The following is a 23,073-nucleotide window of genomic DNA, read 5'->3' on the forward strand; positions in this document are numbered from 1 at the left end:
AGGTCGGGGTCGCGCCAGTGTAGGACCGGCGCAAGGCCGGCGGTAGCGAGCGAAAGCGCGCTGCCGGCGCGCCGGGAGCGGACTTAAGTGCGCAGCAGGCTCATTCCTCCAGGCCCAGCTCCTGGATCTTGCGGGTGATGGTGTTGCGGCCGATGCCCAGCTTCTGCGCGGCCTCGATGCGGCGCCCGCGCGTGTTGTGCAGCGCAGTGAGGATGAGGCGCGACTCGAAGCGGCGGGTGAGCTGGTCCCACACGTCGTGGTGGCCGCTGGTGAGCAGGGCCAGGGCTTCCGCCTCCAGGCCCGCTTCCCAGGCGGTGGACGCGGCCACGGGCGCGGGAGCGGAAGCGCCAGGACCGGCGGCCGCCGGCACGGCGGTCGCGAGCGGCTCTGCCAGGGAAGCGTCCACGGCCTGGGCGGCGGCCGGCGCGGCCTCCGCGAGCACGACCTCCGGCGGCAGGTCCTTGGGCTCGATGAGCTGGGCCGGCGCCATGACGGTGAGCCAGTGGCAGATGTTCTCGAGCTGGCGCACGTTGCCCGGGAAGGCGAAGTTCGACAGGCGGGCCAGCGCGGCGTCGGAGATGCGCTTGGGCTCCACGCCGAGCTGCTTGGCCGACTGCTGCAGGAAGTGCCGCGCCAGCATGGGAATGTCCTCGCGCCGCTCGCGCAATGCCGGCAGGCGCAGGCGGATCACGTTCAGGCGGTGGAACAGGTCTTCGCGGAACCCGCCGTCCTTGACCCGCACCTCCAGGTCCTGGTGGGTGGCCGCGATCACGCGCACATTGGCCTTGACCGCGTTGTGGCCGCCCACGCGGTAGAAGTGGCCGTCGGACAGCACGCGCAAGAGGCGCGTCTGCAGGTCGAAGGGCATGTCGCCGATCTCGTCCAGGAACAGCGTGCCGCCCTCGGCCTGCTCGAAGCGGCCGCGCCGCATGGTCTGGGCGCCGGTGAAGGCGCCGCGCTCGTGGCCGAACAGCTCCGACTCCAGCAGGTCCTTGGGGATGGCGGCGGTGTTGATCGCGACGAAGGGGCCGCTCGCCCGCGGCGAATGGCGATGCAGCGCGCGCGCGACCAGTTCCTTGCCCGAGCCGGACTCGCCGGTGATCAGCACCGTCACGTTGCTTTGCGACAGCCGGCCGATGGCGCGGAAGACGTCCTGCATGGCCGGCGCCTGCCCGAGCATTTCAGGGGCGGCGTTCATGCGCTCCTCGGCCACCTGCTCGCGCTGGCTTTCCTCCACCGCACGCCGGATCAGCTCGATGGCCTTGGGCAGGTCGAAGGGCTTGGGCAGGTACTCGAAGGCGCCGCCCTGGAACGCCGAGACGGCGCTGTCCAGGTCGGAGAAGGCGGTCATGATGATGACGGGCAGCCCCGGGTGCTTCTCCTTCACCTTCCCGAGCAGGTCCAGGCCCGAGCCACCCGGCATGCGGATGTCACTCACCAGCACCTGCGGGCCGGCGCTGGCCTCGTCGTCGTCCTCGTGCTCCAGGGCATGGAGGACTTCGCGGGCGCTGGTGAAACTACGGGTGGGCAGCTCCTCGCGGGCCAGGGCTTTTTCCAGCACGAAGCGGATGGATTGGTCATCGTCAACGATCCAGATCGGCTTCATGCGTGCGCGTCCCTCAGGTCATTCGGTTCATGGCAACGGAATCAGGATCTTGAAATCCGTTCGGCCCGGCACGCTGTCGCACTCGATCAGGCCATGGTGCTGCTGCACGAAGGTCTGCGCGAGCGTCAGTCCCAGGCCGGAGCCGCCGTCCCTGCCCGATACCAGCGGGTAGAAGATGCGGTCCTTGATGGCCGGGGGAACGCCGGGTCCGTTGTCGATGACATGCAATTCCAGTGCCAGTCGATAGCGCTGCTTGCCGAAGGTGACCTGGCGCGCGATCCGCGTCCGGAACACGAGCTCGGCGTCGCCCTCGGCCATTCGATCGGCCAGCGCCTGGCAGGCGTTGTGCGCGATGTTCAGCACGGCCTGGATCAGTTGCTCGCGATCGCCGCGGAACTCGGGCAGCGAGGTGTCGTACTCGCGCCGCACCTTCAGCCCGCGCGGAAACTCGGCCAGGATGAGCGAGCGCACGCGCTCGCAGACCTCGTGGATGTTCACGTCGCCCACCACGTGCGGCCGGCGGTGCGGCGCGAGCAGCCGGTCGACCAGCGTCTGCAGGCGGTCGGCCTCGTGGATGATGACCTGGGTGTACTCCTTGAGCTCGCGCGACTCGATCTCCATCTCCAGCAGCTGCGCGGCGCCGCGGATCCCGCCCAGCGGGTTCTTGATCTCGTGGGCGAGGTTGCGAATGAGCTCCTTGTTCGCCTGCGCCTGGTCGATGAGGCGCTCCTCGCGCTCCTGGCGGGCGTGCTGCTCCAGGGGCAGCATCTCGACCACGACCTCGCCCGGCCGCTCGGTCTGCACCACCACCACGTGCACGGGCAGGGGCTCGCCGGCGTGGCGCTGCAGGGCCGCGTCGTAGCGCAGCACGGCGAACTCGTTGTCGCGCGCGCCCTGCAAGGCCGTGAGCAGCTGCTGCGGCTCCGTGAAGGCCTGTGCGAACGCGGTGCCGGCGATGCTGCGCCGGGACATGCCCAGGGCGTCCTCGAGCGCGGCGTTGGCAAAGCGCACGGTGCCGTCGGTGCCCACCACGGCCACGAGCGTGGCGAGCAGGTCGAAGGACTGGAAGTTCGCGCCCTCGAAGGGGGCCGGCGGGGCGGCGGGCTTCTTCACGGCAAGCGGCCCTGCCGCCTCGTCAGCGCGCCGCCGTCAGGCGCGACAGCTCGCGGCGGATGCCGGCGATGTCGGCCTCGTTGCGGGCGATCGCCGCCTTGAGCTCGGCCACGCGGTCCAGGTACTTCTGGTAGTTGCGCGTCTCGGGGCCGAGCTTTTCCGGCTCCCCGTTGTTGTATTCCTTGAGCAGTTCCGCCTGCCGGGCTTCGGCCTTCTTCAGCTCGCCTTCCAGGATGGCCCGGGCGTCGGCGTCGCGGGCACGCTGCTCGCTGCTGTCGATCCGCTGGCCTGCCTGGGCGCTGCCGCTCGCTGCGGCCGCCGGCGTGGCCGCCGGGGCGCTCGCCGCGCGGGGCGGCGGCGTGAGCACGCGGGTGCCCTGGATCACGGTGAAGTTGCCGCCGTCCATGGGCTTGCAGCCCTTGGCCTGGGCCTCGGCGGCGTCGTTGGTGTAGGTGTTGCCGCAGCGGAAGACGCGGGTGGGCGCCTGGGTCGCCTGGGCCTGGGCGCCGGCGGCGGCCAGCGCGGCGAATACGAGGGCCAGTGCATGCTTCATGGGATGTCCGTGATGGCGCAGTCTCATGGGGCCGGAGTATGGCGGAACTCTGCAAATGGACCGTGAAGCCCTGAATGCGAAAGTGAAAAAGGGCAGCCTCGGCCGCCCTTTTGTCACAGCTGCGATTGCTGCCGCCGATACGCAACCGGCGGCATGCCGCATCACAGGCTGTAGTACATGTCGAACTCGATGGGGTGCGTGGTCATGCGGAAGCGCGTGACTTCGGCCATCTTGAGTTCGATGTAGGCGTCGATCATGGTGTCGGTGAAGACACCGCCCTTGGTCAGGAAGGCGCGGTCCTTGTCCAGGTAGTCCAGCGCCTGGTCCAGGCTGTGGCAGACGGTGGGGATCTTCGCGTCTTCTTCCGGCGGCAGGTGGTACAGGTCCTTGGTGGCGGCCTCGCCCGGGTGGATCTTGTTCTCCACGCCGTCCAGGCCGGCCATCAGCAGCGCGGCGAAACCCAGGTAGGGGTTCATCAGGGGATCGGGGAAGCGCGCCTCGATGCGGCGGCCCTTGGGGTTCGCCACGAAGGGGATGCGGATCGACGCCGAGCGGTTGCGGGCCGAGTAGGCCAGCTTCACCGGCGCCTCGAAGCCGGGCACCAGGCGCTTGTAGCTGTTGGTGCCGGGGTTGGTGATGGCGTTGAGCGCGCGGGCGTGCTTGATGATGCCGCCGATGTAGTACAGCGCGAACTCCGACAGGCCCGCATAGCCGTCGCCGGCGAACAGGTTCTTGCCGTCCTTCCAGACCGACTGGTGCACGTGCATGCCCGAGCCGTTGTCGCCAACGATGGGCTTGGGCATGAAGGTGGCGGTCTTGCCGTAGGCATTGGCCACGTTCTGGATCACGTACTTCTGCAGGATGGTCCAGTCGGCGCGGCGCACCAGCGTGTTGAAGCGCGTGCCGATCTCGTTCTGGCCGGCGCCCGCCACTTCGTGGTGGAACACCTCGACCGGAATGCCCAGGGATTCGAGGATCAGGGACATCTCGGCGCGCATGTCCTGCGTGCTGTCCACTGGGGGCACGGGAAAGTAGCCGCCCTTGACCGTGGGACGGTGGCCCTTGTTGCCGCCTTCGATCTTCTTGCCGGTGTTCCAGGCGGCTTCGTACTCGTCGATGTGGACGAAGGAACCGGACATGTCGGCGCCCCAGCGGACGTCGTCGAAGATGAAGAACTCGGGCTCCGGACCGAAGAAGGCGGTGTCGCCCAGGCCGGAAGCCTTCAGGTAGGCCTCGGCGCGCTTGGCGATGGAACGCGGGTCGCGGTCGTAGGCCTTGCCGTCGCCCGGCTCCAGCACGTCGCAGGACAGGAACAGCGTGGTTTCTTCGAAGAAGGGGTCGATGTTCGCGGTGTCCGGGTCGGGCATCAGCAGCATGTCCGAGGCCTCGATGCCCTTCCAGCCGGCGATGGACGAGCCGTCGAAGGCATGGCCCGAGCTGAACTTGTCCTCGTCGAAATGCGAAACGGGGACCGTGACGTGCTGCTCCTTGCCACGGGTGTCGGTGAAGCGGAAGTCGACGAACTTGACTTCGTTGTCCTTCACCATCTTCATCACGTCGGCGACGGTCTTGGCTGCCATCAGTTTCTCCTGGTCGATGGTTGGTTGTTGATCGAGTGAACGGGGGGATCGGATGCAGGTTTTGTGCCACCTGCTGGTGCATGGCGATCCCGGCCTGGCTCGGCCGGGGACTGCACCGTTTCAGTGCAGACGCACCTCTAAGGTGCGATTGTGGTCGGTATCAGGCGATGTCGCCCTGTTTTCGCACCAACTCCGGGCCCAGGCGGCTGCCCAGAGCCTGCAGGCCCTGGACGAGCTGACGGTAGGCGGCATCGACCGGCTCGGGCTCGCCCTTGACGCCCAGGTCGATGTGCCGGCCCCATTGCGGATGGTCCACGCTGGGCAGGCTGAAGACGCGGATGGCGGGGTGGTCGCGCTCGATGGCCTCCATGAGCGGGGTGAGCGTGGCCTCCATGGAGCCGAAGACGATGACGGACTTCTCGACGAAGGCGCGGCGGCCGGCGAGGTGGCCGTAGTGCGTGTCCAGCACCCACTCCATCATCGGCCAGGCCATGACCGGGAAGCCGGGCAGGAAGTGCACCTCGCCGACCGAGAAGCCCGGGATCTTGTTGTAGGGGTTGGGGATGATGCGCGCGCCCTCGGGGAACACGCCCATGTTCAGGCGGTGGACGTTGTCGGCGCGGTCGGGATCGTAGGGGATGCCCTGCTCGCGCGCGGTGTCCTGCATGCGCTCGCGGATCAGGGCCTCGGCCTCCGGGTGCAGTGCCAGGGGCACGCCAAGTGCCTTGGCGGCGCACTGGCGGGTGTGGTCGTCGGGCGTGGCGCCGATGCCGCCGCAGCAGAAGACGGGCAGCGGCCCGTCGAAGGCGCGGCGCAGCGTGGCGGTGATGCGCTCGGGCGAGTCGCCCACGTACTCGGCCCAGGCCAGCTGCAGCCCGCGCGCCGACAAGAGCTCCACCAGCTTGGGCAGGTGCTTGTCGGCCCGCTTGCCCGAGAGGATCTCGTCACCGACGATGACGAGCCCGAATTCGTTCGTGTCCTGCATTCCCCCGTCCTTGCCCGCTGTTCACTCCACCAGGCGCTTCAGGCCCAGCCACTGCTGCGACCAGAAGCCGCGCCCGTAGTCGCGCCCCTGCTCCACCTGGTCGCGGATGCCGGTCGGATCGTAGCGGAGCTCGAAGTTGGCCGTGCCGAACAGGACGTCCCAGACCGGCAGCAGCACCGCGTAGTTGTGCCCGCCCAGGCTGCCGGGGCCGCGGGTCTCGTGGCCCAGGCCGATGCTGTGGTGCAGCCGGTGGAAGCGCGGGCTGACCCAGAGGCGCTCTCCGACCCGCCCGAACCACAGCCGCAGGTTGGCGTGGTGCAGGCTCTCGCTGAGCTGCGTGATGGCCACCAGCGCGACGAACTGCCCGGGCGCCACGCCGATGGCCTGCGCCAGCACCACGAGCAGGCCGTCGCGCAGCAGGTCGTCCAGAAGGTGGTTGCGGTTGTCGCTCCACATGGTCATCTGCCGCTGCGAATGGTGCAGCGCGTGCAGCTTCCACCACCAGCGCACCCCGTGCTGGCCGCGGTGGATCCAGTAGTCGGCGAAATCGAAGACGACCAGGTAGAGGGCGAAGCTGACCCAGGCCAGGTCGGTCACGCCGGGCCAGAGCTGGTCCAGGTGGAAGGTGCCGATGCCGGCGGCACGCAGGCGGCCGAACAGGGCGTCGAAGAGCGGATCGACCGAGAAGAAGAGCGCCAGCCGGAACAGCCCCAGGCGATGGATGAAGGTGTAGACGATATCGGTGCGAATGGCCGGGCGGTCCACCACGGGCTCCACCGGCCGCCAGCGTTGCAGCGGGGCCAGCACCAGCAGCATGACCGCGAGCTGCACCAGGCCCACCAGCAGCCAGCCCGTGGCAGCGAAGCCGTCCTCCAGGATGTTGCCCAGGCCCAGGCCGAACATCAGCGGCTGCACGGCGGCCTCGAACAGCCACTGCTGCGCGGCGGAGAACAGGGTGTCGAGGGTGTCCATGGGGTCAGGACCGCGCGGCGATCCAGCCGCGGAAATCAGGATGGTCGCGCAGCGTGCGGAAGCAGAAACCCCGCGCCTTGAGCCCGGTGATCAGCGGCTCCAGCACCGCAGGCGCCCAGGGGTCGCGCCGCGACCAGATGCCCAGGTGCGCCACCAGCACGTCGCCGGCGCGGATGTTCTTCAGGGACTGGGCCAGCAGGCGCTCGTTGGGGTGCGTCTGGCTGGACAGCTCGTCGCCCAGGAAGCCGGCGGGCGACCAGCCGACGTGCGCATAGCCGCAGGCGCGCGTGGCCGCGAGGAAGGCAGGCGACGTTTTGCCGCCCGGCGCGCGGAACAGGGGCAGCGGCTTCCTGCCGGTCAGGTCTTCGAGGCGCTGCGCCGCCCGGCCGATCTCGGCGCAGTACTGCGCGGCGCTCCAGTCCTGCGCCTGGCCCTGCGCGGGGCCGGCCGAGGCCTGCACGCGAAAGCGCCCGCCCGGCAGGTCGGCGCGCCAATAGACGTGGTCGTGGGTGTGCGAGGCGAATTCATGCCCTTCGGCCGCGCGGGCGCGCCACCAGGCCGCCCAGTGCGCGCCCAGGCTGCCGTCGCCCGCCTGGGTGCGTTCGTTGGCGGCGAAGAAGGTGACCTTGACCTCGTGGCGCGCGAGCACGTCCGCGATGAGGGGGGCCACGCCCATGTGGCCGGTGTCGAAGGTGAGGTAGACGGGCTTGCAGTCCGGGGGCGCCGCCCAGGACAGTGACGCGGCCGCGGCCAGGGCCGCCGCGCTAAGGCCGCACGTGATCCAGCGTCCAGACGCCATGGGGGGACTTGCCGACGGGAATCTGCCGCACGAGCTGGCGGGTCTCGGTGTCCACCACGCTCAGCCGCCGCGACCAGCGCGAGGTCACCAGCAGCAGCTTGCCGCCGGCCACGAGCTCCATGCAGTCCGGCCCGCCCGGCACCGGGATGGTGTCGACCAGCGCCATGCGCTGCAGGTCGATCTTGCCCACGGTGTTGGCCACACGATTGCTCACGTACACGTGGCGGCGGTCCCCCGCCGAGCGGAAAGCGTGCGCGCCGGCCCCGGTGGTGATGCGCTTGACGAGCTTGGGCTCGGCCGCGCCGAGCTCCCAGACTTCCACATGGTCGCTGCCGGTCATGCCCAGCAGCAGGTGGCGGTCGTCGGCCGTGCCGAAGACGTCGGCCGGCATGGGCCCAGTCTTGACGCGCCACTTGAGCGTCTGCGTGGGCAGGTCCACGGCGACCAGCTCGTCGCTGTCCTGCATGGTCACGAAGGCGGTGGTGCTGCGGCTGTCGATCCAGATGTGGCTGGGCGTCTTGCCGGTGGGGATGCGCCTGGCCAGCTGCAGGTCGCGTCCGTCCCAGCGGTACACGTCCACGTGGTTGAGCCGGTTGGCGGCGGTGACGAACCACTTCATGTCCGGCGAGAAGCGCAGGTGGTAGGGGTCCAGGATGCCCATGACGGTCCGCTGGACCTGGGCCGTGCGCGGATCGATGAAGGTGAGCGAGTCGGAGTTGGCGTTGGCCACGATCACCGAGCGCTCGTCCGGCGTCATGTAGAGGTGGTGGGGCTCCTTGCCGGTGGGCAGGCGCCGCGACTCGGTCCAGCCGCTGGTCGGGTCGACCACGCTGACATTGGCGTCCAGCGAGTTGAGCACGAAGATGGGCTGGGTCTGCGCCACCGCCGCGAGGCTGGCGGCAAGCCCCAGGACGCACAGGAGCGGGCGGAGAAAGCGGGTCACGGGGCGGGGGGCGGTGGAGGGCTGCGCGAGTGTAGCCGCGCCGGCGCGTCCGTCTCGTAACATCCCCGCGATGTCCAAGATCATGGTCGATGGCGTCGCACTGGAGTTGCGCCGCGTGAACACCGAAGCGCCCGCGGGGCGCGCACCTGTCGTTTTCCTGCACGAGGGCCTGGGCTCGGTGAGCCTATGGCGCGACTGGCCGGAAACCTTGTGCCGGGCCTGCGGGCGGGAAGGCATCGTCTATTCGCGCCGGGGCTATGGCGATTCGGACCCGGTGCCCGACGTGCGCGGCGCGGGCCGGCTCGCGCCCGACTACATGCACCGCGAAGCCTGGGAGGTGCTCCCGTCCCTGCTCGCCACCCTGGGCGTCGAGCGCCCCGTGCTGCTGGGCCATTCGGACGGCGGCAGCATCGCGCTGCTGCACGCGAGCCGCCATCCGGTGAGCGCCTGCGTGGTCCTGGCGCCGCACGTGATCGTCGAGGATGTGTCGGTGCAGTCCATCGCCCAGGCACGCGAGGCGTTCGAAAGCGGTGGCCTGCGGGAACGCCTGGCACGCTTCCATGCCGACGTGGACGGCGCCTTCTGGCAGTGGAACGACATCTGGCTGAGCGAGGACTTCCGCCGCTTCGACATCCGCCCCGACTGCCGCCTTATCGAGGCGCCGGTGCTGGCGATCCAGGGCGAGGACGACCCCTACGGCACCCTGCGCCAGATCGAGGAGATCGCGCCCACGCAGGGGCCCTTCGAAAAACGGGTGCTGGCACGCTGCGGGCACTCGCCGCACAAGGATCAGACCGAAGCGGTGACGGCGGCGATCGCGGCGTTCCTGCGGGCTAAGGACTGATCGCGCTGGCGCGCGTCACCTCGTCCTGCGCCATCCAGCGCCACTGCCCCGGCGCCAGGTCCGCAGGCAGGTCGAGCGCGCCGATGCGCGAGCGGTGCAGGGTCTCCACCCGATTGCCCACCGCGGCGACCATGCGCTTGACCTGGTGGTACTTGCCCTCGGTGAGCGTGAGGCGCAACGCGCGTTCGCCCGTGGCCTCGCAAGCGGCCGCGCGAACCGGACGCGGATCGTCCTCGAGCTGCACGCCGGCCAGCAGCCGCTCCAGCTGGCGCGCATCGACCGGGTGGCGCGTGCCGACCTCGTACACCTTGGGCACGTGGCGCTTCGGCGACGCCATGCGGTGGATGAACTGCCCGTCGTCGGACAGCAGCAAGAGGCCCGTGGTGTCCTGGTCCAGCCGGCCGATGGCCTGCACGCCATCCACGCCGCCCTTGTTGGGGCGCTGCCGCAACGGCGCGGGCAGCAGTGTGTAGATGCTCGGCCAGGCCGAGGGCTTCTGCGAGCACTCGGTGCCGGCGGGCTTGTGCAGCATCAGGTAGGCCTTGGCGTGATAGACCCAGGGCGTGCCCTGCACGGTGAAGGCCAGGCCCTCGGGGTTCACGTCCGTGAACGGGTCCGTGCAGGGCTGGCCCGCGAGGGTGACATGGCCCTGCTCCACCAGTCCGGCGCAGACGCGCCGGGTGCCGAAACCTTGTGAATAAAGCAGCGCTTGCAGTTGCATGGGCTGCGATGCTACGGCCCCGGCGGCCGCGTCCGTTCAGCTTGTCGAAGGCCGCGCGGCCTGGGCCCCCTCGGTGCTTCTGGCAAGTGCCAGGGCCAGCAGCTCCGAACGCACCGGCTCGGGCGGGCCCAAGGTGCCCAGCACTTCGCCCCAGGCCCAACCGAAATTCCACACCCAGTCGGCCAGGCGCCGCCGACCATCGGCCAGCCCGAGCCCGGCCCGCAGGCCGACCGGCACGCCCGCCGACAGGCAACGCAGCACCCACACCAGCCGTCGCAACCGGGGCAGGGACCGGGTCGGCGCGCCGTAGCGCTGCAGCAGGCGCACGTAGTCACGGCCCCAGTTGCGCCCCTGCCGCAAGCGCGCCGGCAAGCTCTGCTTCTCGCGGTAGTGCACCAGCGCCGCCTTTTCCAGGTGCAGGGCGAAGCCCTGGAGCTGCGCGCGCCAGCAGTAGTCGGTGTCGTGCACGCAAGGCAAGGCCACCTCGAAGGCGCCCACGCGCTCCCACACGGCGCGTCGCAGTCCGATGGCGCAGCCGCTCGCATGGGCCAGGTAGGGATAGCCGGGCAGGCGCGACAGGTGCTCGGACTGGTAGCCCTCCCCGTGCACGGGATGCAGCCATTCCGGATTGAGCTTGCGATGGTCGAGCCGCGCGGCGACGAAATCGTGCCGCGCGAGCGCCTCACCCATCGCCTGCAGCCACCCCGCGGCGACCTCGTCGTCGGCTTCGCAGAAGACGAAGGCGTCGCCGGTGGCGGCCGCGATGCCGGTGTTGTAGGAGTGGGGCACGCCCAGGCGCGGCGTGCCCGGCGCGTGGGCCTGGACGATGCGCAAGTCCGGCACCCGGTCCCGGAAAGCCTCGGCGATGGCGGCGGACCCGTCCGTGGAGCCGTTGTCCACCACGATGAGTTCCCAGCCGCCTGGCCATGCCTGCGCCGCGAGCGCCTCCATCTGCACCGCGAGCGTCGCGGCGCCGTTGTAGCAGGGCAGGATGACGCTGAGCTTCATGAACGGCCTCCCCACGGGCACGGCCCGAATGCTCCAAATATAAGGACGAGCTCGTGGTGGCGGCCATGCGCGGTTTCCCGCAGAACACCTGCGGCTGCCCATCCACGCGCGTGCGCGGCCGTGATGAAAAAAAGGCGGCCACGAGGGCCGCCTTCCGGATGGCTTGATGGCGGGCGCGCGTCAGGCCGTGACCTGGTCCGCCACGTCCCTGAAGTCCGCGATGCGGTCGAAGTTCATGTACTGGTAGATCTGCGCGCCGTTGGCGTCCAAGACGCCCATGTCGGCGAGGTATTCCTCGCGCGTGGGGATGCGGCCCAGGCGCGAGCAGATGGCGGCCAGCTCGGCGCTGCCCAGGTACACATTGGTGTTCTTGCCCAGGCGGTTGGGGAAGTTGCGCGTGCTGGTGGACATGACCGTCGCGCCCTCGCGCACCTGGGCCTGGTTGCCCATGCACAGCGAGCAGCCGGGCATCTCCATGCGCGCGCCGGCGGTGCCGAGCACGCCGTAGTGGCCCTCTTCGGTCAGCTGCTTCTGGTCCATCTTGGTGGGCGGCGCGACCCAGAGCTTGACCGGGATGTCGCGCTTGCCTTCGAGCAGCTTGGACGCCGCGCGGAAGTGGCCGATGTTGGTCATGCACGAGCCGATGAAGACCTCGTCGATCTTCGCGCCGGCCACGTCCGAGAGCGTCTTGACGTCGTCGGGATCGTTCGGGCAGGCCACGATGGGCTCGCTGATCTCGGCCAGGTCGATCTCGATGACGGCGGCGTACTCGGCGTCGCTGTCGGCCTTGAGCAGCTTGGGGTCCTTCAGCCAGGCTTCCTGCGCCGCGATGCGCCGCTGCAGGGTGCGTGCGTCCTGGTAGCCCTGGGCGATCATCCACTTCATCAGGGTGATGTTGCTGTTGATGTACTCGACCACCGGGGCGGTGTTCAGGTGCACGGTGCAGCCGGCGGCCGAGCGCTCGGCCGAGGCGTCGGACAGCTCGAAGGCCTGTTCCACCTTCAGGTCCGGCAGGCCCTCGATCTCCAGGATGCGGCCTGAGAAGACGTTCTTCTTGCCCTTCTTCTCCACCGTGAGCAGGCCCTGCTTGATGGCGTAGAGCGGGATGGCATTGACCAGGTCACGCAGGGTGACGCCCGGCTGCATGCTGCCCTTGAAGCGCACCAGCACGCTCTCGGGCATGTCCAGGGGCATGACGCCCGTGGCCGCCGCGAAGGCCACCAGGCCCGAGCCCGCGGGGAAGCTGATGCCGATGGGAAAGCGCGTATGGCTGTCGCCGCCCGTGCCCACGGTGTCGGGCAGCAGGAAGCGGTTGAGCCAGCTGTGGATCACGCCGTCACCCGGGCGCAGCGAGATGCCGCCGCGGGTGGAGATGAAGTCCGGCAGCTCGTGGTGCATCTTCACGTCCACCGGCTTGGGATAGGCGGCGGTGTGGCAGAAGGACTGCATGACCAGGTCGGCCGAGAAGCCCAGGCAGGCCAGGTCCTTCAGCTCGTCGCGCGTCATGGGGCCGGTGGTGTCCTGCGAACCCACCGAGGTCATGCGCGGCTCGCAGTAGGTGCCCGGACGGATGCCCTGGCCTTCGGGCAGGCCGCAGGCGCGGCCGACCATCTTCTGCGCGAGCGTGAAACCGCGGCTGCTGCCCTGGGGCGCCTGGGGCAGGCGGAACAGCGTGGAAGGCGCCAGGCCCAGCGCCTCGCGCGCCTTGGCCGTGAGGCCGCGGCCGATGATGAGGGGAATGCGGCCGCCGGCGCGCACCTCGTCGAACAGCACCTCGCTCTTGACCTCGAAGCGGGCGATGACCTCGCCGTTCTTGAGCGCGACGCCCTCGTAGGGGCGCAGCTCGATCACGTCGCCCATGTCCATCCGGCTCACGTCCAGCTCGATGGGCAGGGCGCCGGCGTCTTCCATGGTGTTGTAGAAGATGGGCGCGATCTTGCCGCCCAGGCACACGCCGCCGAAACGCTTGTTGGGAACGAAAGGGATGTCCTCGCCCGTCCACCACAGCACGCTGTTGGTGGCCGACTTGCGCGACGACCCCGTGCCCACCACGTCACCCACGTAGGCGACGAGGTTGCCGCCGGCCTTGAGCTCCTGCAGGAACCTGACCGGGCCGCGCTTGCCCTCTTCCTCGGGGGTGATGCCCGGGCGCGGGTTCTTGAGCATGGCCAGCGCATGCAGCGGGATGTCCGGGCGGCTCCAGGCGTCGGGCGCGGGCGAGAGGTCGTCGGTGTTGGTCTCGCCGGTCACCTTGAAGACGGTGACCTTGAGGCTCTTGGGCACCTCCGGGCGGCTGGTGAACCACTCGGCGTCGGCCCAGCTTTGCAGCACGGCCTTCGCGTGGACATTGCCGGCGTCGGCCTTCTGCCGCACGTCGTGGAACTGGTCGAACATCAGCAGCGTCTTCTTCAGCGCATCGGCCGCGACGCCGCCGACATCGGCGTCGTCCAGCAGTTCGATCAGCGGGCCGATGTTGTAGCCGCCCAGCATGGTGCCCAGGAGCTGCGTGGCCTTGGCGCGCCCGATCAGGCGATTGCCCTCGGACCCGTGCGCCAGTGCGGCGAGGTAGCTGGCCTTGACCTTGGCCGCGTCGTCCACGCCGGCCGGCACGCGGTGCGTGATCAGGTCCACCAGGAAGCTTTCCTCGCCGGCGGGCGGGTTCTTCAGCAGCTCGATCAATTCGCCCGTCTGGGCGGCCGACAGCGGCAGCGGCGGAATGCCGAGCGCTGCGCGTTCGGCGACGTGGGCACGGTAGGCTTGAAGCATGGGGTTCTCCGTACGAGGCAAGGGGCTTGTTGTTGAAGGATGGAGCGGCCCTCTTTCAGGGGGCTTCGGTCTGGGGAGCGGAAACGGGGGCCGGTGCGGGCGCGGCTGACGGTGCCGGTGCCGGTGCCGGTGCCGGTGCCGGTACGGGCTCGGGCGCTGCGGGTGCTGGGGCCGCCGTCGCGGCGGGCGCGGTCGCCGATGCGGGCGGCGTCGGCTCGGTCGCAGCCGGCACAGCGGGAGCGGCAGCGGCTGCCGGCTGCGTGGCTGCCGGCTGCGTGGCTGCCGGCTGCGTGGCGGTGGGCTGCACCGTCGCACCCGGCACGGGTGTCTCCCCCTGCCGGCCGTGCATGGGTCCGTGACCCTGGCCGTGCATGGGGCCTTGGCCGCCGCCGTGCCGGGGCCCCTGGCCCAGGCCTTCGAGCAGGTTGGGCTGCGGGTTCTTCTTCAGGTACTCGGCGTGCGTCACCTGCTCCGGGCCCTGGCATTCATCGGCCAGCCGCTGGCCCAGCTTCTGGCTCATGAGCATGGACTTGTTCCCCAGCTGCAGCCACATGGCGCCGCGGCGCGGGTCCTCCAGGCGGATGGCACCCGTGCGGCTTTCGACCGGATGCATGCGGAAACGATGGCCGCGCGTGGTGACCAGGAAGAAGCCCTCGCGCTTGAGCGGAACCACCTTCACGGTGGCGCCCAGCTCGCACTTCATTTCGCCGACATAGACCTGGCGGGCCACCTGCAGGGCTTCGGGCGTGAGTTCGGGGGCCGGCTCGTCTTCCAGCGCCGTGTTCTCCTCGACGGCCTTCTGCGCGCTGCGGGTGAGGGGGGGCTTGGCCTCCGGTTTCGATGCCGGCTTGGCCGCAGGTTTGGCGGCGGGCTTGGCGGCGGGCTTGCTTGCGGGGGCTTGTGCCTGCGCGAGCGCGAGCACGGGAGCGCCGGCCATCAACAGCGCGGCGGCAATGAACTTCATCAAGGCGTTGTCTCCAGGGTGGGATCAGGCGGCGGGCGGCTGGAACCAGCCGCGCACCTCGTGGGGCAGCGATCTTCCGGTCTGGTGCGCCCTCTGCAGCACCTGCCAGTGATAGCGATAGCTCGCCCTGTCCTCCAGTTTTCCGTCGTGGCTGACCGGCGCCCATTCCGCCCGCTCGGCCGCCACGAGAACGGCCGCCGCGGTGTCGATGTCGCGCTCGTCGGGAGCGAATGCGTCCAGCAGCACCCGGACCTGGTCCGGGTGGATGCTCCACATGCGGGTGTAGCCCAGCTCGCGCGCCGCCTTGCGGGCGGCGGCGGCCAGGGCCTCCTTGTCCTTGAATTCGGTGACCACGCAGTGCGAGGGCACCTTGCCGTGCGCGTGGCAGGCCGAGGCGATCTCCAGCTTGGCGCGCAGCACCAGCGGGTGCGCGAACTGGCCTTGCACGTCCATGGCCGTGCCCGGAATCGCGCCGCCGTGCGCGGAGACGAAATCCATCAGCCCGAAGCTGAGGGACTGCACGCGCGGGTGCGCGGCGATGTCGTAGGCGCGGTGCACGGCGGCCGGCGACTCGATCAGGGCATGCAGCGCAAGCGCGCCCGCGCCAGCGGCATCGACGGCGCGCACGGCACGCTCGATGTCCTGCACGGTCTCCACCTTGGGCAGCATGAGGTGCGAGAGGCGCGAGCCGGCACGGCCCGCAATGGTGGCAACGTCGGCTTCGAAGGCCGGATGGTCCACGGCATGCACGCGCACGGCAACACGGGCCTGCGCATCACTTCCCAGCGCCAGCTCCGTGACCAGCGCCGCATGCTCGGCCTCACCGCCGACCGGGGCGCCGTCCTCGCAGTCGAGCGTGACGTCCACCACGCAGGCGCCGAACTCCTGGGTGAGCTCGGCCTGCATCTGCAGGCTGCGCCGCATCCGCGCCTCGACCCCGCTGTAGTGGTCGCACACCGGAATGCTGCCGGTGCGGGCCTGGGCGTCGAGGAGGATGGAACGGGGATGCGTCATGAAAGCGGTCTTGCTCCTTCCCCCGCTGGGGGAAGGCCGGGATGGGGGCCTGCGCGAAGCGGCATGTCCGGCGCGCGCGGCCCCTCCGCAGCCCTCCCGCAAGGAGGAGGAGGGAGAGTCAGGTCAGAGCAGGTGCGCGACCCCCGCCTGCTCCTCCTGCAGCTCCTTGAGCGTCTTGTTGATGCGCTCCTGGCTGAACTCGTCGATGGGCAGGCCCTCGACGATCTTGTACTTGCCGCCCTCGGTGGTGACCGGGAAGCCGAACATCACGTCCTTGGGGATGCCGTACTCGCCGTTGGACGGAACGCCCATGGTGACCCACTTGCCGTTGCTGCCCAGCGCCCAGTCGCGCATGTGGTCGATGGCGGCGTTGGCGGCCGAGGCGGCGGACGACAGGCCGCGCGCCTCGATGATGGCGGCGCCGCGCTTGCCCACGGTGGGCAGGAACACGTCGGCGTTCCAGACCTGGTCGTTGATCATGTCCTTGACGCTCTTGCCATCCACGGTCGCGAACCGGTAGTCGGCGTACATGGTGGGCGAGTGGTTGCCCCAGACGGTGAGCTTCTCGATGTCGCCGACGCGGGTGCCGGTCTTGGCCGCGACCTGCGACAGCGCGCGGTTGTGGTCCAGGCGCAGCATGGCGGTGAAGTTCTCGCGCGGCAGGCTGGGCGCGCTCTTCATGGCGATGTAGGCATTGGTGTTGGCCGGGTTGCCCACCACCAGCACCTTCACGTTGCGGCTCGCGACCTTGTCCAGGGCCTTGCCCTGGGCGGTGAAGATCTGGGCGTTGGCGGCCAGCAGGTCAGCGCGCTCCATGCCGGGGCCGCGGGGACGGGCGCCGACCAGCAGGGCGTAGTTGGTGTCCTTGAAGGCGGTCATGGGGTCGCTGTGCGCCTCCATGCCGGCCAGCAGCGGGAAGGCGCAGTCTTCCAGTTCCATCATCACGCCCTTGAGCGCCTTCTGGGCCTTCTCGTCCGGGATCTCGAGCAGCTGGAGGATGACCGGCTGGTCCTTGCCGAGCATTTCGCCCGAGGCGATGCGAAACAGGAGGGCGTAACCGATTTGACCGGCGGCGCCGGTGACGGCGACGCGGACGGGCTTCTTGCTCATGGGGAATCTCCGGATGAAAAGGTGGAAAACGGCACCGGCCGCAGCCATCAGAGCGGGCGACCGGGTGGGCCCGCAGCAGCCGGCGAGTGTACTTCCGAAAGCGGGCCAGGGTCAATTTGTCTTATGTCTTATATAAGATAAGATGGCGCATCCGCCTACTGCCCCATGCCCAACTCCTCGCCCTCTTCGTCCGTCTTCGGCGGCGACACCACGAGCGACCTGTCCGCCGGGCCGGCCACGCCCGCGTTCAGCCCGCTCTACCAGCAGATCAAGGGCCTCATGCTGCAGAGCCTGCAGTCGGGTGAGTGGAAGCCGGGCGAAGCGATTCCCAGTGAGATGGACCTGGCCGCGCGCTTCCGCGTGAGCCAGGGCACGGTGCGCAAAGCCATCGACGAACTGGCCGCCGGCAACCTGGTCGTGCGGCGCCAGGGCAAGGGCACCTTCGTGGCCACCCACGCCGAGCAGCAGGTGCAGTACCGCTTCCTCAAGCTCGTGCCCGACACGGGGGACCAGGCGAGCGAAGGCCCGGCCGAGCGCCGCATTCTCGAATGCCGGCGCGTGCGCGCCGGCGCCGACGTCGCCCGCCTGCTCGCGATCCGCTCGGGCGACACGCTGGTGCAGGTGCGCCGCGTGCTGGCCTTTGCAGGCGTGCCCACCATCCTGGAGGACCTGTGGCTGCCGGGCGGCGCCTTTCGCGGCCTCACCGCCGAACAGATGGCCAGCTACGGCGGGCCGACCTACGCGATGTTCGAGCTGGAATTCGGCGTTCGCATGGTGCGGGCGCAGGAAAAGATCCGCGCCGTCGCCGCCGAGGCCGCCCAGGCCCGGCTGCTGCAGGTGCCCACGGGGTCACCGCTCCTGTCCGTCGAGCGCGTGGCCTTCACCTACAACGACCAGCCCATGGAACTGCGGCGCGGGCTCTACCGGACCGACACGCATCACTACCGCAATGACCTGAGCTGACGCTCGGACACCTCACCGCAGCAGAGACAGTCTGTTGCATGAAATAGAATTTTGGGTTTGTCAGCCCAGACTTACCCTTCCATGACAGAACTAGCCAGCAGCAAGCGACGCGAGTACCGCAACATCCACGCCTTCCGGGACTTGCCCACCTATCGCCTGCCGGCGCCGGGCTGGGTGTCCATCCTCCATCGCATCAGCGGCGTGGTGATGTTCCTGTTGCTGCCCTTCATCATCTGGCTGTTCGACACCTCGGTGTCCTCCGAGATCTCCTTCGCGCGCTTTCGCGCTGCCTTCGAGAGCGGGCTGGGCTTCGTTCCGGGCTGGTTCATCAAGCTGGTGGCCCTGGCGCTGATCTGGTCCTACCTGCACCACTTCATCGCGGGCGTGCGCCACGTCTGGATGGACACCCACCACGCAGCGGTCACCAAGCAGCGCGGCGGGATGTCGGCCAAGGTGACCCTGGTGCTGGCGCTCGTCCTCACCGTGGTCCTGGGCGCCAAGCTGTTCGGGCTGTACTGAATCCACAGGGAAAGACAATTCAAATGACCGTGAACTACGGCTCCAAGCGCACCGTCGTCGGTGCGCACTACGGCATGCGCGACTGGCTCAGCCAGCGGGTCACCGCGGTGATCATGGCCCTCTTCACCGTGCTGGTGCTGGCGCAGGTGATCTTCACCCGCGGCCCCATCGGCTACGACACCTGGGCCGGCATCTTCGCCAGCCAGTGGATGAAGGTGCTCACCTTCGCCACCGTCATCGCCCTCATCTACCACGTGTGGGTCGGCATGCGCGACGTGCTGATGGACTACGTCAAGCCGGTGGGCATCCGCCTGGCGCTGCAGATCTTCGTCATCGTCTGGCTGGTGGGTTGCGCCGGCTGGATCATCCAGGTCCTGTGGAGGGTCTGAGCAAGTCATGAGCTACACCGCCAAGAACATCACCAAGCGCAAGTTCGACGTCGTCATCGTCGGGGCCGGCGGCTCCGGCATGCGCGCCTCCCTGCAGCTCGCCCGCGCCGGCCTGAACGTGGCCGTGCTCACCAAGGTCTTCCCCACCCGCTCGCACACCGTGGCTGCCCAGGGCGGCATTGGTGCATCGCTGGGCAACATGTCGGAGGACAACTGGCACTACCACTTCTACGACACCGTCAAGGGCTCGGACTGGCTGGGTGACCAGGACGCGATCGAGTTCATGTGCCGCGAAGCGCCCAAGGTCGTCTATGACCTGGAGCACATGGGCATGCCCTTCGACCGCAATGCGGACGGCACCATCTACCAGCGTCCGTTCGGCGGCCACACGGCCAACTACGGCGAAAAGCCCGTGCAGCGCGCCTGCGCCGCGGCCGACCGCACCGGCCACGCCATGCTGCACACCCTGTACCAGCAGAACGTGAAGGCCCGCACAAGCTTCTTCGTCGAGTGGATGGCGCTGGACCTGATCCGCGACGCAGAAGGCGACGTGGTGGGCGTCACCGCGCTGGAGATGGAAACCGGCGACCTGCACATCCTGGAAGCCAAGACCACGCTGCTGGCCACGGGCGGCGCCGGGCGCATCTTCGCCGCCTCCACCAACGCCTTCATCAACACCGGCGACGGACTGGGCATGGCGGCGCGCGCCGGCATCCCGCTGGAGGACATGGAGTTCTGGCAGTTCCACCCCACCGGCGTGGCCGGCGCGGGCGTGCTGCTCACCGAAGGCTGCCGCGGCGAGGGCGCCATCCTGCTCAATAGCAACGGCGAGCGCTTCATGGAGCGCTATGCGCCCACGCTCAAGGACCTGGCGCCGCGCGACTTCGTCTCGCGCTCCATGGACCAGGAGATCAAGGAAGGTCGCGGCTGCGGTCCCAACAAGGACTACGTGCTGCTCAAGCTGGACCACCTGGGCGCAGAGACCATCCACAAGCGCCTGCCCTCGGTGTACGAGATCGGCGTCAACTTCGCCAACGTGGACATCACGCGCGAGCCGATCCCGGTCGTGCCCACCATCCACTACCAGATGGGTGGCATCCCCACCAACATCCACGGCCAGGTCGTGGTGCAAAAGGGCGAGGAGCACAACGCGGTGGTCAACGGCCTCTACGCCGTGGGCGAGTGCTCCTGCGTGAGCGTGCACGGCGCCAACCGCCTGGGCACCAACTCGCTGCTGGACCTGCTGGTCTTCGGCCGCGCGGCAGGCAACCACATCGTCGAGTTCAACGACAAGAACCGCACCCACAAGCCGCTGCCGGCCGATGCCGCCGAGCGCACGCTGGAGCGCCTGAACCGGCTCGAGTCCGCCGCCTCCGGCGAGTACGCCCAGGACGTGGCCAACGACATCCGCGCCAGCATGCAGCTGCACGCCGGGGTGTTCCGCACGCAGGCCGGCATGGACGAGGGCGTGGCCAAGATCGCCGCCATCCGCGAGCGCGTGGGCGCCATCGCCATGAAGGACAAGTCGCGCGTCTTCAACACCACCCGCGTCGAGGCGCTGGAGGTGGAGAACCTCATCGAATGCGCGCAGGCCACCATGGTCTCGGCCGCGGCCCGCAAGGAGTGCCGCGGCGCCCACACGGTGAGCGACTACGAGCGCCCGGCGGACGACCCGGTCGCGCCGCTCGGCCGCGACGACGCCAACTGGATGAAGCACAGCCTGTGGCACAGCGAGGGCAACCACCTGAGCTACAAGCCCGTGAAGCTCAAGCCGCTCACGGTCGAGTCGGTGCCGCCCAAGGTTCGTACGTTCTAGTACGTACTGGCCGCCGCACTGCCCAGCACCTAGATTCCCGGAACACCGAGCCATGCAAAAACGCACTTTCCAGATCTACCGCTACGACCCGGACAAGGACGCCAAGCCGTACATGCAGACCGTCGAGATCGAGCTCGACGGCAACGAGCGCATGCTGCTGGACGCGCTGATGAAGCTCAAGGCGCAGGACCCCACCCTGTCCTTCCGCCGCTCCTGCCGCGAAGGCGTGTGCGGTTCCGACGCCATGAACATCAATGGCAAGAACGGCCTGGCGTGCCTGACGAACATGCGCACGCTCAAGGACCCGATCGTGCTCAAGCCGCTGCCGGGCCTGCCGGTGGTGCGCGACCTGATCGTGGACATGACGCAGTTCTTCGCGCAGTACCACTCCATCAAGCCCTACCTGGTCAACGACACCATTCCGCCGGACCGCGAGCGCCTGCAGTCGCCCGAGGAACGCGAGGAACTCGACGGCCTGTACGAGTGCATCCTGTGCGCCAGCTGCTCCACCAGCTGCCCGAGCTTCTGGTGGAACCCGGACAAGTTCGTCGGCCCGGCGGGCCTGCTGCAGGCCTACCGCTTCATCGCCGACAGCCGCGACCAGGCCACCGGCGAGCGGCTGGACAACCTGGAAGACCCCTACCGCCTGTTCCGCTGCCATACCATCATGAACTGCGTCGATGTCTGCCCCAAGGGCCTGAACCCGGCCATGGCCATCGGCAAGATCAAGGAACTGATGGTGCGCCGCGCCGTCTAGCCAACTGACATGAGCGAAGCGCTGCTGGACGAGCGGGGATTGAGCAAGCTCAGGTGGCGCTGCCGCCGGGGCCTGCTGGAGAACGACCTGTTCCTCCAGCGCTTCTTCGAGCGGCACGAAGCGCACCTGACGGTGCGGCAGGCCCAGGCGCTGGAACAGCTGATGCAGCTGCCGGACAACGACCTGCTGGACCTGATGCTTCGCCGCACCGAACCCGCAGGCGAGTTCGACACCGCCGACGTGAAAGAAGTGGTCGCCATGCTGCGGACCTGAGACCCGAGAGGAACACCCAATGAAACTCGCCGACAACAAAGCCACCCTGTCCTTCGCCAACGGCAGCCCCAGCGTGGAGCTGCCCGTCTACTCGGGCACCATCGGTCCGGACGTCATCGACATCCGCAAGCTGTACGCGCAGACCGGCATGTTCACGTACGACCCGGGCTTCCTGTCCACGGCCTCGTGCCAGTCCACCATCACCTACATCGACGGTGACAAGGGCGAGCTGCTGTACCGCGGCTACCCCATCGAGCAGCTGGCCACGCAGTGCGACTTCCTGGAGACCTGCCACCTGCTGTTGTACGGCGAGCTGCCCGACGAGAAGGCCAAGGACGAATTCACCCGCCGCGTGACCCTGCACACCATGGTCAACGAGCAGATGCAGTTCTTCCTGCGCGGCTTCCGGCGGGACGCCCACCCCATGGCGGTCATGACCGGCCTGGTGGGAGCGCTCTCGGCCTTCTATCACGACAGCACGGACATCAATAACCCCGAGCACCGCGAGATCTCGGCCATCCGCCTGATCGCCAAGATGCCCACGCTGGTGGCCATGGCCTACAAGTACGCCACCGGCCAGCCGTACATCTATCCCAAGAACTCGCTGTCGTACACCGCGAACTTCATGCGCATGATGTTCGCCACGCCCTGCGAGGAGTACGAGCCCAACGACGTGCTGGTGCGCGCGCTGGACCGCATCTTCATCCTGCACGCCGACCACGAGCAGAACGCCTCCACCTCCACGGTGCGCCTGTGCGGCTCCTCGGGCACCAACCCCTTCGCCGCCATCGCGGCCGGCGTGGCCTGCCTCTGGGGCCCGGCCCACGGCGGCGCCAACGAGGCGGCCCTGAACATGCTGCACGACATCCAGCGCCAGGGCGGCGTGGACAAGATCGGCGAGTTCATCAAACAGGTCAAGGACAAGAACTCCGGCATCAAGCTCATGGGCTTCGGCCACCGGGTCTACAAGAACTACGACCCGCGCGCCAAGCTCATGCAGGAGACCTGCCGCGAGGTGCTGGCCGAGCTGGGCCTGGAGAACGACCCGCTCTTCAAGCTGGCCATGGCCCTGGAGAAGATCGCGCTGGAAGACGAGTACTTCGTCTCTCGCAAGCTCTACCCGAACGTGGACTTCTACTCCGGCATCGTCCAGCGCGCCATCGGCATCCCGGTGAGCCTGTTCACGGCCATCTTCGCCCTGGCCCGCACCGTCGGCTGGATCGCCCAGCTCAACGAGATGATCGCCGACCCCGAGTACAAGATCGGCCGCCCGCGCCAGCTGTACAGCGGCTCGGTCAAGCGCGACGTGAGGCCGATCGGGCAGCGCTGATTCCGGCTTCGGCCTGGGGAACAAAGGCCCGCTCCGGCGGGCCTTTTT

At 68.8% G+C, this 23,073-nt stretch carries 22 protein-coding genes; 8 read left to right on the forward strand and 14 right to left on the reverse strand.

The genetic code is table 11. The annotated features are described in order from the left end of the window. Positions 1-100 precede the first annotated feature (100 nt). The 8 genes from ntrC to EZ242_RS20785 form a co-directional block, all read right to left on the reverse strand. On the reverse strand, positions 101-1,606 hold the full coding sequence (gene ntrC, locus EZ242_RS20750; RefSeq protein ID WP_135287104.1) for a nitrogen regulation protein NR(I): 1,506 nt from the start codon (positions 1,604-1,606) through the stop codon (positions 101-103). Positions 1,607-1,633: 27 nt separating this feature from the next. Next, positions 1,634-2,719 carry a nitrogen regulation protein NR(II) gene (gene glnL, locus EZ242_RS20755; protein WP_167784904.1) on the reverse strand — a complete coding sequence of 362 codons (1,086 nt, stop codon included), beginning with the start codon at positions 2,717-2,719 and terminating at the stop codon, positions 1,634-1,636. 22 nt (positions 2,720-2,741) lie between these two features. After that, positions 2,742-3,299, reverse strand: coding sequence for a hypothetical protein (locus tag EZ242_RS20760; RefSeq protein ID WP_420821264.1), 558 nt, complete (start codon positions 3,297-3,299; stop codon positions 2,742-2,744). Positions 3,300-3,433: 134 nt separating this feature from the next. Continuing rightward, positions 3,434-4,852, reverse strand: a complete 1,419-nt coding sequence (gene glnA / locus EZ242_RS20765) for a type I glutamate--ammonia ligase (RefSeq protein WP_135287105.1) — start codon at positions 4,850-4,852, stop codon at positions 3,434-3,436. Positions 4,853-5,012: 160 nt separating this feature from the next. Continuing rightward, positions 5,013-5,837 carry a competence/damage-inducible protein A gene (locus EZ242_RS20770; protein ID WP_135287106.1) on the reverse strand — a complete coding sequence of 275 codons (825 nt, stop codon included), beginning with the start codon at positions 5,835-5,837 and terminating at the stop codon, positions 5,013-5,015. Positions 5,838-5,858: 21 nt separating this feature from the next. After that, complete coding sequence (locus EZ242_RS20775) at positions 5,859-6,809, reverse strand: sterol desaturase family protein (protein WP_135287107.1); 951 nt, start codon at positions 6,807-6,809, stop codon at positions 5,859-5,861. A gap of 4 nt (positions 6,810-6,813) precedes the next feature. Further along, entirely contained in the window at positions 6,814-7,608 is a 795-nt protein-coding gene (locus EZ242_RS20780; protein ID WP_135287108.1) for a polysaccharide deacetylase family protein, read from the reverse strand. Next, the gene (locus EZ242_RS20785) at positions 7,574-8,551 is read right to left on the reverse strand and encodes a YncE family protein (protein ID WP_135287109.1); all 978 of its coding nucleotides are present in this window, start codon (positions 8,549-8,551) and stop codon (positions 7,574-7,576) included. Before EZ242_RS20785 ends, EZ242_RS20780 begins: the two co-directional genes overlap by 35 nt. A 70-nt stretch (positions 8,552-8,621) precedes the next feature. Between EZ242_RS20785 and EZ242_RS20790 the strand changes: the two genes are divergently transcribed. Next, positions 8,622-9,395, forward strand: a complete 774-nt coding sequence (locus tag EZ242_RS20790) for an alpha/beta fold hydrolase (protein WP_135287110.1) — start codon at positions 8,622-8,624, stop codon at positions 9,393-9,395. Here the strand turns inward: EZ242_RS20790 and EZ242_RS20795 are convergent. The 6 genes from EZ242_RS20795 to EZ242_RS20820 all read right to left on the reverse strand — a co-directional run bounded on the left by EZ242_RS20795 (position 9,385) and on the right by EZ242_RS20820 (position 16,978). Beyond that, complete coding sequence (locus EZ242_RS20795; protein WP_135287111.1) at positions 9,385-10,116, reverse strand: pseudouridine synthase; 732 nt, start codon at positions 10,114-10,116, stop codon at positions 9,385-9,387. The genes EZ242_RS20790 and EZ242_RS20795 overlap by 11 nt on opposite strands. A 36-nt stretch (positions 10,117-10,152) precedes the next feature. Then, a complete protein-coding gene (locus EZ242_RS20800) occupies positions 10,153-11,124 on the reverse strand; it encodes a glycosyltransferase family 2 protein (RefSeq protein WP_167784906.1) in 972 nt (323 codons plus the stop codon). A gap of 180 nt (positions 11,125-11,304) precedes the next feature. Further along, on the reverse strand, positions 11,305-13,890 hold the full coding sequence (acnB, locus tag EZ242_RS20805) for a bifunctional aconitate hydratase 2/2-methylisocitrate dehydratase (protein WP_135287113.1): 2,586 nt from the start codon (positions 13,888-13,890) through the stop codon (positions 11,305-11,307). A gap of 55 nt (positions 13,891-13,945) precedes the next feature. Then, the gene (locus EZ242_RS22595) at positions 13,946-14,857 is read right to left on the reverse strand and encodes a hypothetical protein (RefSeq protein ID WP_338101472.1); all 912 of its coding nucleotides are present in this window, start codon (positions 14,855-14,857) and stop codon (positions 13,946-13,948) included. A gap of 21 nt (positions 14,858-14,878) precedes the next feature. Next, positions 14,879-15,868 (reverse strand): HpcH/HpaI aldolase/citrate lyase family protein, encoded by a 990-nt coding sequence (locus EZ242_RS20815; protein ID WP_135287114.1) that lies wholly within the window; start codon positions 15,866-15,868, stop codon positions 14,879-14,881. A gap of 123 nt (positions 15,869-15,991) precedes the next feature. After that, the gene (locus tag EZ242_RS20820) at positions 15,992-16,978 is read right to left on the reverse strand and encodes a malate dehydrogenase (protein ID WP_135287115.1); all 987 of its coding nucleotides are present in this window, start codon (positions 16,976-16,978) and stop codon (positions 15,992-15,994) included. 165 nt (positions 16,979-17,143) lie between these two features. On the opposite strand from EZ242_RS20820, the gene EZ242_RS20825 reads away from it, so the two are divergent. The 7 genes from EZ242_RS20825 to gltA all read left to right on the forward strand — a co-directional run bounded on the left by EZ242_RS20825 (position 17,144) and on the right by gltA (position 23,025). Continuing rightward, a complete protein-coding gene (locus EZ242_RS20825) occupies positions 17,144-17,941 on the forward strand; it encodes a GntR family transcriptional regulator (RefSeq protein ID WP_135287116.1) in 798 nt (265 codons plus the stop codon). 81 nt (positions 17,942-18,022) lie between these two features. Then, entirely contained in the window at positions 18,023-18,460 is a 438-nt protein-coding gene (sdhC, locus tag EZ242_RS20830; protein WP_135287117.1) for a succinate dehydrogenase, cytochrome b556 subunit, read from the forward strand. A 23-nt stretch (positions 18,461-18,483) separates the two neighbouring features. After that, a complete protein-coding gene (gene sdhD / locus EZ242_RS20835) occupies positions 18,484-18,849 on the forward strand; it encodes a succinate dehydrogenase, hydrophobic membrane anchor protein (protein ID WP_135287118.1) in 366 nt (121 codons plus the stop codon). Positions 18,850-18,856: 7 nt separating this feature from the next. Then, positions 18,857-20,665, forward strand: coding sequence for a succinate dehydrogenase flavoprotein subunit (sdhA, locus tag EZ242_RS20840; RefSeq protein ID WP_135287119.1), 1,809 nt, complete (start codon positions 18,857-18,859; stop codon positions 20,663-20,665). A 52-nt stretch (positions 20,666-20,717) separates the two neighbouring features. Beyond that, entirely contained in the window at positions 20,718-21,422 is a 705-nt protein-coding gene (locus EZ242_RS20845) for a succinate dehydrogenase iron-sulfur subunit (RefSeq protein ID WP_135287120.1), read from the forward strand. A gap of 9 nt (positions 21,423-21,431) precedes the next feature. Beyond that, complete coding sequence (locus tag EZ242_RS20850; RefSeq protein WP_135287121.1) at positions 21,432-21,695, forward strand: FAD assembly factor SdhE; 264 nt, start codon at positions 21,432-21,434, stop codon at positions 21,693-21,695. 19 nt (positions 21,696-21,714) lie between these two features. After that, the gene (gene gltA, locus EZ242_RS20855) at positions 21,715-23,025 is read left to right on the forward strand and encodes a citrate synthase (protein WP_135287122.1); all 1,311 of its coding nucleotides are present in this window, start codon (positions 21,715-21,717) and stop codon (positions 23,023-23,025) included. The last annotated feature ends 48 nt before the right edge of the window (positions 23,026-23,073 follow it).

Origin of the sequence: Ramlibacter rhizophilus (assembly GCF_004681965.1) — a bacterium.
GTDB lineage: Bacteria > Pseudomonadota > Gammaproteobacteria > Burkholderiales > Burkholderiaceae_C > Ramlibacter > Ramlibacter rhizophilus.

Coding starts and splice junctions, on each gene's coding strand:
- sdhD (WP_135287118.1), top strand. CDS start 18,484: ATGACCGTGAACTACGGCTCCAAGCGCACCGTCGTCGGTGCGCACTAC.
- acnB (WP_135287113.1), bottom strand. CDS start 13,890: ATGCTTCAAGCCTACCGTGCCCACGTCGCCGAACGCGCAGCGCTCGGC.
- EZ242_RS20850 (WP_135287121.1), top strand. CDS start 21,432: ATGAGCGAAGCGCTGCTGGACGAGCGGGGATTGAGCAAGCTCAGGTGG.
- EZ242_RS20780 (WP_135287108.1), bottom strand. CDS start 7,608: ATGGCGTCTGGACGCTGGATCACGTGCGGCCTTAGCGCGGCGGCCCTG.
- EZ242_RS20770 (WP_135287106.1), bottom strand. CDS start 5,837: ATGCAGGACACGAACGAATTCGGGCTCGTCATCGTCGGTGACGAGATC.
- EZ242_RS20820 (WP_135287115.1), bottom strand. CDS start 16,978: ATGAGCAAGAAGCCCGTCCGCGTCGCCGTCACCGGCGCCGCCGGTCAA.
- gltA (WP_135287122.1), top strand. CDS start 21,715: ATGAAACTCGCCGACAACAAAGCCACCCTGTCCTTCGCCAACGGCAGC.
- EZ242_RS20845 (WP_135287120.1), top strand. CDS start 20,718: ATGCAAAAACGCACTTTCCAGATCTACCGCTACGACCCGGACAAGGAC.
- EZ242_RS20815 (WP_135287114.1), bottom strand. CDS start 15,868: ATGACGCATCCCCGTTCCATCCTCCTCGACGCCCAGGCCCGCACCGGC.
- EZ242_RS20775 (WP_135287107.1), bottom strand. CDS start 6,809: ATGGACACCCTCGACACCCTGTTCTCCGCCGCGCAGCAGTGGCTGTTC.
- sdhC (WP_135287117.1), top strand. CDS start 18,023: ATGACAGAACTAGCCAGCAGCAAGCGACGCGAGTACCGCAACATCCAC.
- glnA (WP_135287105.1), bottom strand. CDS start 4,852: ATGGCAGCCAAGACCGTCGCCGACGTGATGAAGATGGTGAAGGACAAC.
- sdhA (WP_135287119.1), top strand. CDS start 18,857: ATGAGCTACACCGCCAAGAACATCACCAAGCGCAAGTTCGACGTCGTC.
- EZ242_RS20790 (WP_135287110.1), top strand. CDS start 8,622: ATGTCCAAGATCATGGTCGATGGCGTCGCACTGGAGTTGCGCCGCGTG.
- EZ242_RS20795 (WP_135287111.1), bottom strand. CDS start 10,116: ATGCAACTGCAAGCGCTGCTTTATTCACAAGGTTTCGGCACCCGGCGC.
- ntrC (WP_135287104.1), bottom strand. CDS start 1,606: ATGAAGCCGATCTGGATCGTTGACGATGACCAATCCATCCGCTTCGTG.
- EZ242_RS20800 (WP_167784906.1), bottom strand. CDS start 11,124: ATGAAGCTCAGCGTCATCCTGCCCTGCTACAACGGCGCCGCGACGCTC.
- EZ242_RS20760 (WP_420821264.1), bottom strand. CDS start 3,299: ATGAGACTGCGCCATCACGGACATCCCATGAAGCATGCACTGGCCCTC.
- EZ242_RS20825 (WP_135287116.1), top strand. CDS start 17,144: ATGCCCAACTCCTCGCCCTCTTCGTCCGTCTTCGGCGGCGACACCACG.